The sequence below is a fragment of the Sphingomonas sp. BL-S-30 genome (assembly GCF_055521475.1).
Genome location: NZ_CM145481.1, coordinates 2,581,615 through 2,596,815, shown reverse-complemented (window position 1 = coordinate 2,596,815; position 15,201 = coordinate 2,581,615). Strand labels below are relative to the sequence as shown.

Here is a 15,201-nt window from a genome sequence, read left to right as displayed (position 1 = left end):
CCTGCTCAGTCGAGCTTGCTCAGGAGGTCGAGCATCTCGGGCGGAACCGACTCGTCCACCGTCTTCTGATACACGGTGCGCAAGGCCGCCCCCATATCACGGTCCTTGCTCTGGACCCTGGCCTTCGCGGCCCGCGGTTTTTTCGAAGACTCGTCGCCCGAACGCAAAATCGTCCCCCTTAAGCATCCGGTGTATAAGCCGGGCATATCGAGAAACCCGGCCGAGGAAATCGGCAAGGCGCATCGCGCATACAATCCGCGACGAATGCATGAAACCAAATATCGCGTCGATTGTTCCATGTCCGATGCGAAAAAGCCCGGCACTCACGCTCGGGTCGCGAAACGCGTTGCAAAGCCGGGGGGCCGCTTCCACAAGGACCCTCGTCAGATCTTGGCGTTTTTCTGGAGGAGACCTCGACAGCCATGTCGCTTGGACAGCAGCTTGCCCCCCACCTTCCTTTCCTTCGCCGCTATGGCCGCGCGCTGACCGGCAGTCAGCAGCATGGCGACCGCTATGTGCGCGCGACGCTCGAAGCAATCGTTGCGGCCCCGGCGGAATTCCCGCGTGACGTGGACCCGCGACTTGGTCTCTACCGGACCTTCCAGGCGATCTGGAACTCCACCAATTACGACGAGACGCCCGAGAACGCAGGCGCCGATGTCGGCAGCAGCCAGGAATCGATCGCACGGGCGCGCCTCGCCAAGATGACGCCGCTGTCGCGCCAGGCGCTGCTGCTCACCGCGATGGAAGGCTTCACGCCCGAGGATGCGGCGTACCTAATCGAAGTGCAGACGAGCGAGGTCGACGCGCTGGTGAACGAAGCGCTGGCCGAGATCGAGAAGCAGACCCGCGCACGCGTCCTGATCATCGAGGACGAGCCGATCATCGCGATGGATATCGAGACGATCGTGCGCGACCTTGGCCATGACGTTACCGGTGTCGCGGTGACTCGCGATGAAGCCGTCGCGCTGGCGATGGAGGACCGTCCTGGCCTGGTGCTCGCCGACATCCAGCTTGCCGATGACAGTTCGGGCATCGACGCGGTCAAGGATATCCTTGCCGAGTTCACCGTCCCGGTGATCTTCATCACTGCTTTCCCGGAGCGTCTGCTCACCGGCGAACGCCCCGAGCCGACCTTCCTGATCACCAAACCCTTCCAGCGCTCGACCGTGAAGGCCGCGATCAGCCAGGCGCTGTTCTTCGATTCAGCGACGGTTCCCGCACTCTGACGGGAACTTTTCCATAACCCCCGGCATTGGAGTTCCATCTGGTACGGACCCAAAACAATGCTCGGGGGTTATAGGCATATGGCAAATCCGGAAGAACAGACTCACCTCAGCGGCGATGAGGCCAGGGCAGGCGCGACGCCGCATATGACGCGGTACATATTGGGCATCTCGCTGGTGCTGGTGATCGCGATCTTCGCGTTCCTGCTGCTCCGCTAATTCATTCAAATGAACGAAACCGCATGTGTGGTGGACTTGATCATGGTCCGCCCCCATGTTCGCATTTCGGACCACGAAACGGATGTTCATGACCGACGCGTACGAGAATGACGACGAAGACGATGTGGCGCCAGAGCCGGTCGAGCACGTTGCTCTCTCCGATTCCGAATTCAAGGCGCAGCTGGCGCAGGTGATCCCGCATCTGCGCGCCTTTGGGCGCTCCTTGTCGGGCAATCGCGACCTCGCCGATGATCTGGTCCAGGAAACGCTGATGAAGGCCTGGGCGGCCCGCCTGCGCTTCCAGGCCGGCACCAACATGCGTGCCTGGACCTTCATCATCCTGCGCAACCTTTATCTCTCCCAGATGCGTCGAGCCCGGTTCAAGGGCGAATGGGACGATCTGGTGGCTGATCGCATACTGGCCGCGCCGGCCAGCCAGGACCGGCATGTCGAGCTGGGCGACATGCAGCGCGCCTTGCTGCATTTGCCGCAGCCGCAGCGTGAGGCGTTGATCCTCGTCGGCGCGGGCGGCTTCGCCTATGAGGAAGCCGCCGAGATTTGCGGCGTCGCCGTTGGCACGATCAAGAGCCGGGTCGCGCGCGGCCGCGTTGCGCTTGAGACGATCATGAACGACAATTCGCTGCCGTCGCGTCGCAGCCACAGCAACGAGCCGGGCATGACCGCGCTCGATTCGATCATGGGCGAAGTCGAGGATCTGAGCCGGGATCGCGGCTGACGCCGCGAAACCCATCACCTCAGCAGCGTTGTATGGTCCGATCGGCGACATCGATCTGACGGAGCAAGGCGGCGAAATCGGTCGCCTGGGTATCCTGGGCCCCGAATGCGGCGCGCAAAGCGCCGCTGATCATGTCGCTCGTCTTCGGCGCGGCCACGACATATTCTTGTGGCACAACGTCTTCTGTAGAGGGCGTGATCTTAATCGACATGAACCAAGAACGAACGAGCAACCCGATTGTTTCTTGCACCTGTGTTAATTAAACGGAATTATCCATAGTTGCCGCATGCATGACGCCTATCCCGAAGAATTGATCAAGGACGCGGTTCGTCGTGCGCGGACCGAATCGCCATTCCTGACTCTGCTGCTCGATCGCGAACCGGCACTTGCCGAGGACCTTGATCGGGGCATGCTGCCTCTCCTTGCGGGGGTGCCAATACAGGATCCAGCGATGCCGGTGATGCGCCGGTTGCGGCTTGAGCGGCGCAGGCTGGCGCTGCTTGTCGCCATCGGCGATCTGGCTGGTGTCTATGACCTTACAGCCGTCACTGGCGCGTTATCCGATTTCGCTGACCGGGCGCTCGATGCCGCGATTGCCGCTGCCATCGCTGAACGAACGCCGGGCGCTGCGCCCATCGGTTTCGCGGCCATCGCGCTCGGCAAGCAGGGCAGCCATGAGCTCAATTATTCGTCGGATATCGACCCGATCCTGATCTTCGATCCCGTCACCTTGCCGTGCCGGCCGCGCGAGGAACCCGATGAAGCGGCGGTGCGGATCGGGCGCCGGGTGGTGGAGATTCTGCAGGCGCGTGACGGTGACGGCTATGTGCTGCGTGTCGATCTGAGACTGCGCCCGTCGCCGGAGGTGACCCCGATCGTTCTCCCGGTGGACGCCGCGATCTCCTATTATGAGTCGCTGGCGCTGCCATGGGAGCGCGCCGCGTTCATCCGGGGCAGGGCCGCCGCCGGAGACCTGACGCTCGGCGCGCGGTTTCTCCAGACGATCCGGCCGTTCATCTGGCGCCGTGCGCTCGATTTCGGGGCGATCGGAGAAATCCGCGGCATCTCCCGCCGAATCCGCGATCATCATGCGCAAGGCCAGGCCTTCGGCCCGGGATTCGACCTCAAGCGCGGGCGGGGCGGTATTCGCGAGATCGAGTTCTTCGCGCAGATTCACCAGCTGATCCATGGCGGGCGCGATCCCTCGGTGCGCGCCCCTGCGACGCGCGACGCGCTGGCGCGACTGGCCGAAGCGGGGTGGATCGATCCTCGGGTCGCCACGGCGATGACCGAGGCTTACACCATATTCCGCACGATCGAACACCGGGTGCAGATGGTCGACGACCGTCAGGCGCACCATCTGCCGACCGGACCGGCGCTCGACGGGCTGGCGCGGCTTCATGGCATCCCCGATGGCGCGGCACTGCTCGACCTGTTGCGGCCGCATGTCGAGGCGACGGCGCTGACCTATGACGCCCTCGACCCCGACGATGGGGGGGCGTTGTCGCAGGACGGCGCGCATCTCGAAGACCAGCTCGCCGAAGCGGGGTTCGCCGATCCGCCAGCGGCCGCGCGGCGGATCGAGCAATGGCGTTCCGGGACCTATCCCGCACTGCGTAGTCCGGCCGCACGGGAAGCGCTGGAGGCGGTGTTGCCGGGGCTGATCGAGGCGCTGGCCAGGGCGCCCGATCCGCAGGGGGCGATCGTGCGGCTCGACGTCATGCTGGCGAAGCTGTCGAGCGCGATCAATTTCTTTCGCCTGCTCGAGGCGCGACCGGCGCTGGCGCGTCTGCTCGGTGCGATCCTGAGCCATACGCCGACCCTGGCCGAGGCGCTGGGCAGGCGTCCGGAACTGTTCGACGGGCTGATCGATGCCAGCGCGCTCGACCCTGTCGGCTCGGTCGACGCGGTGGCGCAGGAGATGCGCGAGGAGACCGGGGACTATCAGGCGCAGCTCGATCATGTCCGCCGGGTGGTGGGCGAGAAGCGCTTTGCCCTCGGCACGCAGATCGTCGCCGGCGTCAGCGATCCGCTCGATGTTTCGGCCGGTTATGCGCGGGTGGCGGAGGCGGCGATCGCGACTCTCGCGCAGGCGACGGTCGCCGAATTCACGCAAAAGCACGGTGTCGTGCCGGGTTCCGAACTGGTCATCCTGGCGCTGGGCCGGATGGGCGGCGGGGCGCTGACTCATGCCTCTGACCTTGATCTGATCTATCTTTTCACCGGCGATTACATGACCGAGTCCGATGGTGAAAAACCTTTGGGCGCGGTACTTTACTATAATCGTCTTGCACAACGGGTGAGCGGGGCGCTCTCCGCGCCGACGGCGTCCGGTCCATTGTACGAGATCGACACGCGGCTGCGTCCCTCGGGGACTCAGGGGCCGCTGGTCGTCTCGCTCGACGGCTTTGCCCGCTATCAACGCGAGGATGCCTGGACCTGGGAGCATATGGCGCTGACGCGCGCGCGGCCGGTATTCGGCTCGGCGCATGCCCGGGCGGCGACACAGGCGGTGATCGACGCCGTATTGCGCGGGGATCGGCCGGCGCGCGACGTGGTCGCCGATGCGATCGGCATGCGCGCCGAGATGGCGGCGCACAAGCCGCCGGCCGGGCCGCTCGACGCCAAGCTGTCACCGGGCGGTCTGGTCGATCTCGAATTCGCGGTGCATGTCGTGCAGCTCACCCGCCATGCCGGCCTCGATCCTCACCTCGCCGTGGCAATCCGCGAACTGATCGAGGCCGGGCTGGTGCCCGCGCCGATCGCGGCCGCGAATGATTTCCTCACACGCCTGCTGGTCACGTTGCGGCTGGTCGCACCGGACGCGCAACCGCCGGCCCAGGCGACCCGCGACCTGATCGCGCGCGCGCTCGATGTCGCCGATTGGGAGGCGGTGGTTGCGTGCTTCGCGACGACGCGGCAGGAGGTCTCCGATTTCTGGGCCGCGGTAGCCAAGGCTGGAACAAGGACGGGAGACGAATGATGGCGGCGATCGGCGAGGGCGACTCGCTTCCGGATGTGGCGCTGACGACGCCGGACGGCGGCAAGATCAACCTGCGCGGCTATCTCGGCAAGCCGTTGGTCCTGTACTTCTACCCCAAGGACGACACGGCCGGCTGCACCCGCGAGGCGCAGGACTTCAGCCTTCATTATCCCGAATTCCAGGCGCTGGGTGCGGAAGTGCTCGGCGTGTCGCGCGATACGCCAAGTAAGCACCAGAAGTTCATCGGCAAATATGACCTGACAGTGCCGCTCGCTACCGATGACCAGGATCAGGCCATGGCGGCGTTCGGCGTCTGGGTGGAGAAGCAGCTGTACGGCAGGACCTATATGGGCATCGACCGATCGACCTTCCTGTTCGATGCAAAGGGCGTGCTGGTGCGCGTCTGGCGGCGCGTGCGGGTGCCCGGGCATGTGGCCGTCGTGCTCGAGGCGCTGAAGGAGCTCGGCTGATCGGCACGATGAGCATCGCGCAGGCCGTGCGGGGCGTGCTGGAGACCGGCGATCCCGCGGCCAAGGTTCGCGCCGCCCGGTCGGTGGCGCGGGCGTGGCGTCAGGGGCGCCTCGCACCGCTATTCGATGTCGCCATTCCCGATCGTCCGGCGCGGCCCGCTCATCCGGAACTGCTGGCGCCCAGCCAGATGCCGAAGCGCGGCAAGGGCGGTTCGGAGCGGGGGCGGATCGCGCTGCTCCACGCGCTGGCGCATATCGAGTTCGTCGCGATCGATCTGGCCTTCGACATGGTCGGGCGCTTCGGTGCCGAATTCCCGCGCGGCTTCACGGACGACTGGATATCGGTGGGCGCCGACGAAGCGATGCATTTCGCGCTGCTCGACCGGCGGCTGCGGGCGCTTTCCAGCCATTACGGCGCGATGCCCGCGCATGACGGCTTGTGGGAATCCGCGACGGCGACGGCGCTGGATCCGCTCGCCCGTCTCGCGGTCGTGCCGATGGTGCTCGAGGCGCGCGGACTGGATGTGACGCCGGAGACGATCCATCGCTTCAGGTCGGCGGCGGACGAACCGAGCGCGCGCATCCTGCAGCGCATCCTGACCGATGAGATCCGGCATGTCCGCGCGGGTACCATCTGGTTCGAATTTGGCTGCTCCGCCAAGGGATTCGTGCCGGAATCGCATTGGCGTTCGCTTGTCGCGCGGCACTTCCGGGGGGTGATTAAGCCGCCGTTCAACGACTCGGCGCGCAACTCAGCCGGTTTGACGCGAGAATATTACGGCGCGCTTGCCCCGACCTGAAAAACTAGGTCAATTGCGACATGTCCGGGGCGTGGAGGGGCTGCGACCAGGACATCAGGGGCGGGCGCTGGATTTCCCGGCAATCGCATTCATTTGGTCGCCGGGGATAAATGAACAAAATTTCCATCGCGTCGAGCGCGCAGTTTGCGTCGCGGCTGAAGACGCACTTCACCACCCGGGACTTCATTTTTCACGACGGCCGTGACCTGCGCCGCTTCAGCGTCGGGGGGCGCACCCAGGCGCTGATGGCCGGCGTTGCCGGTGTCACGCTGTGCTTTTCGGCTTATGGCGTCGCCCAGGCAGCCGTTGGCGCCGTCGCGATGAGCGGTATCGTCGATGCCCCGTTGTCGCCGGAAGCCAAGGTCGCGCAGATGCAGGCGAAGGTCGCCGCGATGCAGGCCGATGTCGAAACCATCAAGCAAGCCGCCAAAGCCCATGCCGTCCGCGTCGAGCAGCGCCAGGCGCTGATCTCCGCCGTCATCACCGGCAAGGGCGATCCCCGCGCGCTGGCGCTGGTCGCGCCGACGATCGACAGCCATGCCGACCAGCTTGCCGCCGACGTGCTCGCGCCGCTCAAGAAGGTCGAGCAGCGTCAGGTCGCCATGGCGGTCAAGGCGCGCCAGGCCGCTGAGCAGCGTTATGCCATGACCGTCGCGCATGTGCGCAAGCTCGGTATCGCGCCGGAGCGTTTCGCGGCGCGCATGCCGGCGATGGGCGGGCCGTTCGAAGCCGCCGACAGCGTCGAAGCCGAAGCCGATCTGCGCGCCGACATGCAGTTCCGGTCGCTGTTCATGACCTGGAAGAAGCTCGATTCGCTCGAGCAGGGGGTGATCGCGATCCCGTCGGCCCAGCCGGTCGAGCGCCTTGCCTTCACCAGCAATTATGGCGTCCGCTCCGATCCGTTCCGCGGCACCGCCGCGATGCATGCGGGCGTGGACATTCCCGGCCCGGTCGGCACTCCGATCTACGCGACCGCCGACGGCATCATCGATCGCGCCGAGCGCTCGGGCGGTTACGGCAACATGGTCGAGATCAACCATGGCAAGGGCATTCAGACCCGTTACGGCCATCTCTCCAAGATCCTCGTTGCGCCCTTCACCCGCGTGCATCGTGGCCAGTTGATCGCGCTGATGGGGTCGACCGGCCGTTCGACTGGCCCGCATCTCCATTACGAGGTCCGGATCGACGGTCACGCCGTCAACCCGATCCCCTTCCTGCAGACCGCCGACTATCTGCTCGCGGTGCAGGATCGCGCGCTGAAGACCACTCAGGTTGCGGTGGGCGGCCCGGCTGCGGCCGACTGATCCATCCAGGTGCCCGGGCATCGGTTGCCGATGATCTCGGGAACGCCTATCTGCCAGTCATGGCAACCGTGACAGCTCCAGAAATCGCGCTCACCGATTCAGCCGCCGCGCGCGTCGCGGCGATTGCGGAAAAGCAGGGCAAGCCCGCCATTCTTCGGCTTTCGGTCGATGGCGGCGGTTGTTCGGGCTTCCAGTACAAGTTCGGCTTTGCCGATGCGGTCGACGCGGACGACGCGGTGGCCGAGAATCACGGCGTGAAGCTTGTCGTCGATTCGATCAGCCTCGATCTCGTGCGCGGCGCAGCGGTCGATTATCTCGAGGATCTGGGGGGCGCCGCGTTCAAGGTGACCAATCCCAATGCCGCGTCGGGTTGCGGCTGCGGCTCCAGCTTCTCGGTCTGATTTCCTTGAGAATCGTCACCTACAACGTCAACGGCATCAAGGCGCGCCTGCCGCGCCTGCTGGAATATCTCGCCGAGCAGGCGCCCGACGTGGTGTGCCTGCAGGAGCTGAAATCGAGCGACGATACCTTCCCGGAGGCGGATATCCGTGCCGCCGGCTATGGCGCGGTGTGGCACGGGCAAAAGGGTTTCAACGGGGTTGCGGTGCTGGCCAGGGGCAGCGACCCGGTCGAGCGGCATCGCGGCCTCGCCGGCGATCCCGAGGACGAGCATAGCCGCTATCTCGAGGCGGAAGTCGACGGGGTGGTCATTGCGTCTATCTATCTGCCCAACGGCAATCCGCAGCCGGGGCCGAAATTCGACTATAAGCTCAAATGGATCGAGCGCCTGTCCGATCGGGCGCAGGCACTGCTGGCCGAGGAAAAACCGGTGGTGCTGGCGGGTGACTATAATGTCATTCCCAATGACGACGACACTTTCTCGGTCCGCGCGATGCAGGACGATGCGCTGATGCAGCCGGAGAGCCGTTCCGGCTATCGCGCGCTGGTCGGGCAGGGCTGGACCGACGCCTTGCGCACGCGGCACCCCAAGGGCGGCGTCTGGACCTTCTGGGATTACCAGGCCGGTGCATGGCAGCGCGATGCAGGCTTCCGGATCGATCACCTGCTGCTCAGCCCGATCGCTGCCGACCGTCTTGCCGATGCCGGCGTCGACAAGGACTATCGCGGTCGGGAGAAGGCGAGCGACCATGCGCCGACCTGGGTATGGTTGCGGTAGCGCCCGGTGGCGTTCGATCTCCAGAAGATGCTCCACCGCAAGGGCGAGTTCGAAAGTGCCCGCCTCGACGATTTCGCGTTCCGCACCCGCGCCAGGACGATGCGCCTGCTGGCCGAGGCGCTCGGCCGCGATGCGGCGCCGCTGCTCCGCGGCCTGGCGAAGGGGGAGGATTCGACCATCCTCGACGCCCTTGCCGCTGACGGGCTCGACCGCGTCGAAATTGACCAGGCCTATTACCGTGCTCGCGACAGGGCGGAGCGCATGGTGCGCCACGAGCTGGGGGATCCATCTCCGGTGCGGCTGGCATGAAGCCGCTGGCGGTCGCGCTCCTGCTGCTGCCGGGCGCTGCCTTGGCCGAGGAGCGCGACTATTGCCCGACGCGCCCTGGGCTGGGAACGCCGCCCTGCACGATGGCGCCGGGCCGCGTCTCGGTCGAGATGGGGCTGGCCGACTGGACTCGCGACGACTCGCCGGACACGCGCGACGACACGATCCTGATCGGCGACACGCTCGTCCGCATCGGCCTGACCGACCGGATCGAGGCGCAGGCCGGCTGGACCGCGTTCGGCCATGATCGCACTCGGGACAAGGCGAGCGGATCAGTCGACGCGGCGAACCGCACGGGCGACGCGCTGCTCGGGCTGAAGGCCAATCTGCGCCACCCTGACGGCAGCGGCGTTTCCGTCGCGGTCGAGTCCTTCGTCACGGTTCCGGTCGGCCGCAGGCCGATCGGGGCGGGGGACTGGGGTGCGGGCGTGCTGGTGCCGGTCAGCTTCGACCTCGGCCACAAGCTCAGCCTGCAACTGTCGCCCGAAGTCGATGCCGCGGTGGATCAGGATGGGCGAGGGCGGCATTTCGCCGCCAGCGGTACGGTCGGGCTCGGGGTCGAGCTCAGCGACAAGATTACCGGGACGATCGAGGTTCAGGAAACTCGGGACGATGATCCGTCCGGGCATATGACCACAGCGCTAGCGTCGGGATCGCTCGCTTGGGCGCCGCGCAAGGACTGGCAGTTCGACGTCGGCGCCGTGGCGGGGCTGAACCGCGACGCGCCGAATGTCGAACTCTATATCGGCGTTTCCCGGCGGCTCTAGCAATCTTCGAGCGTGGCCGTTGCCGCCCGTTTCACAGCGTCTTCTGATAGATCTCGTAGGTCTTGTTGACCCGACTCTGGATGGTCTCGGCGATGGCGTTCATGCCCTGATTGTCGTCGAGCACCCACCCGATCTCGCCGCGGCTCGCACCGTATCGGGTGATGGCCGCGCGCCGGATATATTCGATCATCATGAAGGCAAGCTGGCTCGCCATGCGCGAGGACTGGAGTTCCTTCAGGACGCCCATCAGCGGCACACGCATGGTGCGCACCTGGGGCTTGCGCAGCCAGAGCAGCAGCTTGGCCCAGCCGAACGGCAGCAGGCTGCCGTTGAGCGGCTTGATCGCCTCGTTGAGATCCGGAAGCGTGATCATGAACGCGACGGGCCGTCCGTCCAGTTCGGCGATGCGGATCAGGTCGTTGAACACGATCGGCTTCAGCTTGACGCCGACATCGGCGATCTCCGGCGGGGTGAGGGGGACGAAGCCCCAATTGTCCGACCAGGCATCGTTGAGGATCGCGAGGATGATCGCCGCTTCCTCGTCGAACTTCGATTTGTCGACCTCGCGGATGCGGATGCGGGGATTCTTCTCGCCCGACTGGATGATCCGCTTCACGATCGGCGGGAATTCCTGGGTAATATCAAGATCATAGGTATAGAGCGTCTTGGCGGGACTATAGTCGGCCGCCTCGATCCAGCCGCGATATTCGCGCTTGGCATGGCCCATCATGATCGTCGGCGCATGATCATAGCCCTGGATCAGCAGCCCCGGCTCTTCCCAGATCGACATGCTGATCGGGCCGAGCACCCTGGTCATGCCCTTGTCGCGCAACCAGCCCTCTGCGGTGGCGATCAGCGCCTGCGCGGTTTCCGGGTCCTCGGCATCGAAGAGGCCGAACTGGCCGCAGCCGGGGCCGAAGCCCTGTTCGGCCGGCATGGTCAGCGCGAGCGTGTCAATATGAGCGGAGATGCGCCCGACGGCCCGGCCATCGCGCTCTGCGAGGAACAATTGCGCCTCGGCGTGGCTGAACCAGCCATTCTTCTCCGGCGTGATCAGCCCCAGCGCTTCGCCCTTCAGCGGCGGCACCCAATGGGGATCGTCCTTGTAGAGCCGGAAGGGCAGGTCGACGAATTTCTTGCGATCGGCCTTGCTGCTGATCGGGCGGATGGAAAGCGGGTGCGTGGTAGCCAAGACGACAAGCCTCTCTGTAAGAACTGCGCACTCCCGCCTGCGGCACAAGCTGTCAAGCGCGCTCCTGTCAAGCGCGCGGGCGCAGGGGCAACGACATACCCTGTTGCTGCCACCATATAGCCACTATCTTTGTGCAATGCCGCGAACCATGAACACATCGCTTGCCTTCGATCCGCGCGAGACCGTGTCGGGCTCCAGCACCGTCCTGCGCGCGCCGCGGGAGCGCATCGCCGACGACAAGGCGATGCTGCGCGCCGCCGCCGAACTGACCCGCGACCTCAACGCGCCGAAGCCCGCCATCTACTGGACCGACCTGATCCTGTCCGCGGTGCTTGGCTATGCGGCGCTCGCGGCCACGATCCTGGCACCCTCGACGGGCTGGGCGATCGTCGCGGGCGCCGTGGCGATTCTCGCTCTGTACCGCGCCGACAGCTTCATCCACGAAATCACCCATATCAAGCATTCGGCGCTGCCCGGCTTCCGGCTGGGCTGGAACCTGATCGCGGGCATCCCGATGATGGTGCCGTCCTTCATGTATGAAGGCGTGCACAACCTCCACCATGCGCGCACGCGCTACGGCACGTCGGAAGATCCCGAATATCTGCCGCTCGCGCTGATGAAGCCCTGGACGCTGCCGCTGTTCGTCGTCACCTCGCTGCTCGCGCCGGTCGCGCTGTTGTTGCGCTTCGCGGTGCTTGCCCCGATCGCCCTGTTCTTCCCGAAGATGCGGGCCATGCTCGACGAGCGCTATTCGAGCTTGTCGATCAACCCGTCCTTCCGCCGCCGCCCGCCCGAGGGCGCGTTCAAGACTCATTGGCGCCGGATGGAGGCGGCCACGAGCGTGTGGGCGATCACGCTGCTCACCCTGACCGCGACGGGGATCATTCCGGTGCGCGCCTTGCTGACCTTCCTCGGGATCACGTCCGGCGTGGCGATCCTCAACCAGGTGCGCACGCTGGTCGCGCATCTGTGGGAGAATGAAGGGGAGGCGATGACCGTCACGGCGCAGTATCTCGATACCGTGAACGTGCCGCCGCCGGCGCTGCTGCCGGTGCTGTGGGCGCCGGTGGGCCTGCGCTATCATGCGCTTCACCATCTGCTGCCCGGTGTTCCCTATCACGGGCTGGCCGAGGCGCACCGCCGCCTTTCCGCCGCCCTGGGCGAGCAGTCGCCCTATCACAAGGCAAGCTATCCGGGCCTGCCGGGCTTGGTCGATCGGCTGGTGCGCAGCACGATGGGCCGCCGCCCGGCCTGACCTCTGAGCGCGCCCCTCTGCGCGAACACTGATGTCCCGCCTGCCGCCGGTCCGCGCTCCCTGTTCCGCCCCTGTTCTTCCCTGTTATTTTTATTTTTTCGTTTTTTGCCACGATTCAGGTCAAAAAACGGCAGTTTTATCTTTCTAAAATAATACCTTAATCGCATCTTCCCTGTTATCGCGGAACAGGGAACACGCGAGCCCGTAACAGGGGGTGCGTGATAACAGGGTGACTGTGTCGTTGCCGAAACTGAGAAAGAGCCGGGCGGTGCGACGGGAAGCGCCACGCGCGACGACGATCTGCCATAAGAAGCCGGCACATTGAATCGAGGGCGCGATATCGACCGCTTCGATCGACCCGTGCGGTTACTCCTCGGTGCGCACCAGCACTGCTTCGCCGATCAGGAAGAACAGCAGAAACGGCGCCCAGGCGGCGAGAAAGGGCGGGTAGGCGCCCAGATTGCCCATCGCGAGCGCGAAATTGTCGGCCACGAAATAGGTGAAGCCGAGCATCATGCCGATGACGGCACGGAGGAACAGCTTGCCCGACCGCGCGAGGCCGAAAGCCGCCACCGCGCCGAGCAGCGGCATCAGCACTGAGGACAATGGCCCGGAAAGCTTGTGCCACAACGAACCCTCGAGCGCCTTGGTCGGACGCCCGGCATCGGACAGATCGGAGATCGCCGAACTCAGCGCGCTGAACGATAGTCCGTCGGGATCGACCGTCGACAAGGTGAACTGATCGGGGCGCACCCCTTTTGCGACGGTGATCGTGCCAAGCGCCGTCTTCTTGCCGCTCTTCACGTCGAAACGGCTCGCGGAGTCGATCTGCCAGGCGTCGCCAGCGCGCTTGCCGGTCGGGGCGCTGATGATGCCGATCAGGTTGCCGCCCTGGCGATCATATAAAGTGATGTTGGCAAGCGTGGCCGCGTTGCCCCGCCCACGGATCTGACCGACCTCGATAAGATCGTCGCCGTCACGCACCCAGACGTTCGAGCGGTCGCCGCGGTCAATCGGCACGGGTGCATATTCCGCCTTCTGCCACTGATCGAGCGTGCCCGTCGCTCGGGCGACGATTCGGTCGTTGAAGGTGAAGGAAATGAGGGCCACGCCCAGGCTGGCGACGATCAGCGGCGCCAGCACCTGATGCGCCGACAGGCCCGATGCCTTGAGCGCGACGATCTCGCTGTTCTGGTTCAGCGTCGTGAGGGTGATGATCGTGCCGAGCAGCACCGAGAAGGGCAGGAAGCGCGCGATGATCTCCGGCGTGCGCAGGCTGACATAGCGCCAGATCTCCGCATCGCCATTGCCGGCATAGGCGAGGATTCGTCCCGACTCACTGAGCAGATCAAGCGACTGAAGCACGAGCACCAGGGCGGCGAGGATCGCGAAGGTGCGCACCAGGAACATGCGGCCCATGTACAGCGACACGGTGCGCGACGGGAAAAGCTGCAACGCGATCATGTCGTAGCCGCCTCTTCCTCTTGAGTCTTGGGTCTGGCGCCGGGCAGCCAGCGACCGACCAGCTTGCCGGCCTTGGAGAAGACGCGTTCGAGCGCGCCGATCGGCTGACCGCCGGGCACATAGGCGATGGTATAGTACATCCAGAAAATCAGCGCCGCGAAGATGATGAAGGGTCCCCACAGGGCAATCAGCGGGTCGACCTTGCCCATCCCGCCAACGTCCCGGGCATATTCGTTCACCTTGTGATAGGTGACGAGCATCACGATCGACAGGAAGACGCCCAGCGCGGACGTCGATCTCTTGGGCGGCACGCCAAGCGACAGCGCCAGAAGCGGTAGCAGGAACATCGTCGCCACTTCCACCACGCGGAAATGGAAGGCGGCACGGCTGGTGTCGCGCAATTCCTCGGGCGCGGCACGATTGCCGCCGATCCGCGCCAGCTCGGGCAGGGTCAGCTCGTTCCTGCCCTCCCGATTACGGAAATTCTCATATTTCGGCAGCGCGATCGGCAGGTCGTGAAGGCTGAAGGTGAGCACGCGCGGTGTCGCCACGCCCGGTTCATTGCGCACCAGCGTACCGTTGGTCAGGCGGAAGACGATCTCGTCGGGATTGTCCGTCGCGAAGAACTGCCCGTGATCCGCCGTCACCGCATAGTCGCCGCCCTTCTTGTCGACCATGTGCACGAAGATGCCCGACAGCTTGCGACCCTGTTCGCGGCTCTGCTCGATGCGGATCGTCATCTTGTCGCCGAAATGCGTGAATTCGCCGACCTTGATCGACGCCCCCAGGGCGCCGGTGCGCAGCTCGAAGCGCAGCTTCTCATAGGCGTAGCGCGCATCCGGCTGAACGAAGCCGACGATCGCCAAATTCACGATGGCAAGCCCGATCGTGTACATGAAAGGCACCCGCAAGAGGCGGGTATAGCTCATGCCCACGGCGCGGAGCACGTCGAGTTCTGAGGTGGTGGCAAGCTTGCGAAAGGCGAGCAGGATGCCGAGCATCAGGCCGATCGGAATGCCGAGCCCCAGATATTCCGGCAGGAGATTGGCCAGCATCTTCCACACGACGGCGACCGGTCCGCCTTCGGTAGCGACGAAATCGAAGAGCTTCAGCATGCGATCGAGTACCAGCAGCATCGCGGAGATGATGAGGGTCGAAAACAGCGGCACCGCGATCAGCCGGGCCATGTAGCGGTCAATGGACTTCATGGAGCTAGCGGCGACGGCCTTTGCGAGAGGGCAGGGTAAACACGCCCGGTCGGGCGGCTATATCGGGGGAGGG

17 protein-coding genes are annotated in these 15,201 nt (G+C 65.2%); 12 read left to right on the top strand and 5 right to left on the bottom strand.

What is annotated here, in order from left to right; translation table 11 throughout:
- Window positions 1–5: 5 nt before the first annotated feature.
- Entirely contained in the window at window positions 6–299 is a 294-nt protein-coding gene (locus ACZ1I5_RS12055) for a hypothetical protein (protein ID WP_465169495.1), read from the bottom strand.
- A gap of 123 nt (window positions 300–422) precedes the next feature.
- Here ACZ1I5_RS12055 and ACZ1I5_RS12050 point away from each other — a divergent pair, with 123 nt between their 5' ends.
- From ACZ1I5_RS12050 to ACZ1I5_RS12040, 3 genes are all read left to right on the top strand, one after another.
- Window positions 423–1,229, top strand: coding sequence for a response regulator (locus ACZ1I5_RS12050; RefSeq protein WP_465169494.1), 807 nt, complete (start codon window positions 423–425; stop codon window positions 1,227–1,229).
- A gap of 78 nt (window positions 1,230–1,307) precedes the next feature.
- The gene (locus ACZ1I5_RS12045; RefSeq protein WP_465169493.1) at window positions 1,308–1,445 is read left to right on the top strand and encodes a hypothetical protein; all 138 of its coding nucleotides are present in this window, start codon (window positions 1,308–1,310) and stop codon (window positions 1,443–1,445) included.
- A gap of 88 nt (window positions 1,446–1,533) precedes the next feature.
- Window positions 1,534–2,181 (top strand): sigma-70 family RNA polymerase sigma factor, encoded by a 648-nt coding sequence (locus ACZ1I5_RS12040; RefSeq protein ID WP_465169492.1) that lies wholly within the window; start codon window positions 1,534–1,536, stop codon window positions 2,179–2,181.
- A gap of 19 nt (window positions 2,182–2,200) precedes the next feature.
- Here the strand turns inward: ACZ1I5_RS12040 and ACZ1I5_RS12035 are convergent, their stop codons facing one another.
- Window positions 2,201–2,392 (bottom strand): hypothetical protein, encoded by a 192-nt coding sequence (locus tag ACZ1I5_RS12035; protein ID WP_465169491.1) that lies wholly within the window; start codon window positions 2,390–2,392, stop codon window positions 2,201–2,203.
- 75 nt (window positions 2,393–2,467) lie between these two features.
- Between ACZ1I5_RS12035 and ACZ1I5_RS12030 the strand changes: the two genes are divergently transcribed.
- From ACZ1I5_RS12030 to ACZ1I5_RS11995, 8 genes are all read left to right on the top strand, one after another.
- A complete protein-coding gene (locus tag ACZ1I5_RS12030) occupies window positions 2,468–5,164 on the top strand; it encodes a bifunctional [glutamine synthetase] adenylyltransferase/[glutamine synthetase]-adenylyl-L-tyrosine phosphorylase (protein WP_465169490.1) in 2,697 nt (898 codons plus the stop codon).
- Window positions 5,164–5,634: a peroxiredoxin gene (locus ACZ1I5_RS12025; RefSeq protein ID WP_465169489.1), complete on the top strand. Its 471-nt coding sequence runs from the start codon at window positions 5,164–5,166 to the stop codon at window positions 5,632–5,634. The genes ACZ1I5_RS12030 and ACZ1I5_RS12025 overlap by 1 nt, the downstream gene beginning before the upstream one ends.
- 8 nt (window positions 5,635–5,642) lie before the next feature.
- The gene (locus tag ACZ1I5_RS12020) at window positions 5,643–6,434 is read left to right on the top strand and encodes a ferritin-like domain-containing protein (protein ID WP_465169488.1); all 792 of its coding nucleotides are present in this window, start codon (window positions 5,643–5,645) and stop codon (window positions 6,432–6,434) included.
- Window positions 6,435–6,544: 110 nt separating this feature from the next.
- Complete coding sequence (locus tag ACZ1I5_RS12015; RefSeq protein WP_465169487.1) at window positions 6,545–7,738, top strand: peptidoglycan DD-metalloendopeptidase family protein; 1,194 nt, start codon at window positions 6,545–6,547, stop codon at window positions 7,736–7,738.
- 59 nt (window positions 7,739–7,797) lie between these two features.
- Window positions 7,798–8,139 carry an iron-sulfur cluster insertion protein ErpA gene (gene erpA / locus ACZ1I5_RS12010; protein WP_465169486.1) on the top strand — a complete coding sequence of 114 codons (342 nt, stop codon included), beginning with the start codon at window positions 7,798–7,800 and terminating at the stop codon, window positions 8,137–8,139.
- Between the two features lie 5 nt (window positions 8,140–8,144).
- Complete coding sequence (gene xth, locus ACZ1I5_RS12005) at window positions 8,145–8,915, top strand: exodeoxyribonuclease III (RefSeq protein ID WP_465169485.1); 771 nt, start codon at window positions 8,145–8,147, stop codon at window positions 8,913–8,915.
- A gap of 6 nt (window positions 8,916–8,921) precedes the next feature.
- Window positions 8,922–9,224 (top strand): hypothetical protein, encoded by a 303-nt coding sequence (locus ACZ1I5_RS12000; protein ID WP_465169484.1) that lies wholly within the window; start codon window positions 8,922–8,924, stop codon window positions 9,222–9,224.
- On the top strand, window positions 9,221–10,009 hold the full coding sequence (locus tag ACZ1I5_RS11995; RefSeq protein ID WP_465169483.1) for a transporter: 789 nt from the start codon (window positions 9,221–9,223) through the stop codon (window positions 10,007–10,009). Before ACZ1I5_RS12000 ends, ACZ1I5_RS11995 begins: the two co-directional genes overlap by 4 nt.
- A gap of 31 nt (window positions 10,010–10,040) precedes the next feature.
- Here ACZ1I5_RS11995 and ACZ1I5_RS11990 read toward each other — a convergent pair whose 3' ends face one another.
- Window positions 10,041–11,201: an N-acetyltransferase gene (locus ACZ1I5_RS11990; protein ID WP_465169482.1), complete on the bottom strand. Its 1,161-nt coding sequence runs from the start codon at window positions 11,199–11,201 to the stop codon at window positions 10,041–10,043.
- Between the two features lie 148 nt (window positions 11,202–11,349).
- Between ACZ1I5_RS11990 and ACZ1I5_RS11985 the strand changes: the two genes are divergently transcribed.
- Complete coding sequence (locus tag ACZ1I5_RS11985; protein ID WP_465169481.1) at window positions 11,350–12,456, top strand: fatty acid desaturase family protein; 1,107 nt, start codon at window positions 11,350–11,352, stop codon at window positions 12,454–12,456.
- Between the two features lie 366 nt (window positions 12,457–12,822).
- On the opposite strand, the gene lptG is transcribed toward ACZ1I5_RS11985, so the two are convergent.
- The gene (lptG, locus tag ACZ1I5_RS11980; protein ID WP_465169480.1) at window positions 12,823–13,920 is read right to left on the bottom strand and encodes an LPS export ABC transporter permease LptG; all 1,098 of its coding nucleotides are present in this window, start codon (window positions 13,918–13,920) and stop codon (window positions 12,823–12,825) included.
- Window positions 13,917–15,128, bottom strand: a complete 1,212-nt coding sequence (gene lptF, locus ACZ1I5_RS11975) for an LPS export ABC transporter permease LptF (RefSeq protein ID WP_465169479.1) — start codon at window positions 15,126–15,128, stop codon at window positions 13,917–13,919. The genes lptG and lptF overlap by 4 nt, the downstream gene beginning before the upstream one ends.
- Window positions 15,129–15,201 lie beyond the last annotated feature (73 nt).

Bases quoted from the DNA above. Each gene is read 5' to 3' on its own strand.
- ACZ1I5_RS12020 (WP_465169488.1), top strand. From the start codon at position 5,643: ATGAGCATCGCGCAGGCCGTGCGGGGCGTGCTGGAGACCGGCGATCCC.
- lptG (WP_465169480.1), bottom strand. From the start codon at position 13,920: ATGATCGCGTTGCAGCTTTTCCCGTCGCGCACCGTGTCGCTGTACATG.
- ACZ1I5_RS12045 (WP_465169493.1), top strand. From the start codon at position 1,308: ATGGCAAATCCGGAAGAACAGACTCACCTCAGCGGCGATGAGGCCAGG.
- ACZ1I5_RS11995 (WP_465169483.1), top strand. From the start codon at position 9,221: ATGAAGCCGCTGGCGGTCGCGCTCCTGCTGCTGCCGGGCGCTGCCTTG.
- ACZ1I5_RS12030 (WP_465169490.1), top strand. From the start codon at position 2,468: ATGCATGACGCCTATCCCGAAGAATTGATCAAGGACGCGGTTCGTCGT.
- ACZ1I5_RS12055 (WP_465169495.1), bottom strand. From the start codon at position 299: ATGGAACAATCGACGCGATATTTGGTTTCATGCATTCGTCGCGGATTG.
- ACZ1I5_RS12015 (WP_465169487.1), top strand. From the start codon at position 6,545: ATGAACAAAATTTCCATCGCGTCGAGCGCGCAGTTTGCGTCGCGGCTG.
- ACZ1I5_RS12050 (WP_465169494.1), top strand. From the start codon at position 423: ATGTCGCTTGGACAGCAGCTTGCCCCCCACCTTCCTTTCCTTCGCCGC.
- ACZ1I5_RS12025 (WP_465169489.1), top strand. From the start codon at position 5,164: ATGGCGGCGATCGGCGAGGGCGACTCGCTTCCGGATGTGGCGCTGACG.
- lptF (WP_465169479.1), bottom strand. From the start codon at position 15,128: ATGAAGTCCATTGACCGCTACATGGCCCGGCTGATCGCGGTGCCGCTG.
- erpA (WP_465169486.1), top strand. From the start codon at position 7,798: ATGGCAACCGTGACAGCTCCAGAAATCGCGCTCACCGATTCAGCCGCC.
- ACZ1I5_RS12040 (WP_465169492.1), top strand. From the start codon at position 1,534: ATGACCGACGCGTACGAGAATGACGACGAAGACGATGTGGCGCCAGAG.
- ACZ1I5_RS12035 (WP_465169491.1), bottom strand. From the start codon at position 2,392: ATGTCGATTAAGATCACGCCCTCTACAGAAGACGTTGTGCCACAAGAA.
- ACZ1I5_RS11985 (WP_465169481.1), top strand. From the start codon at position 11,350: ATGAACACATCGCTTGCCTTCGATCCGCGCGAGACCGTGTCGGGCTCC.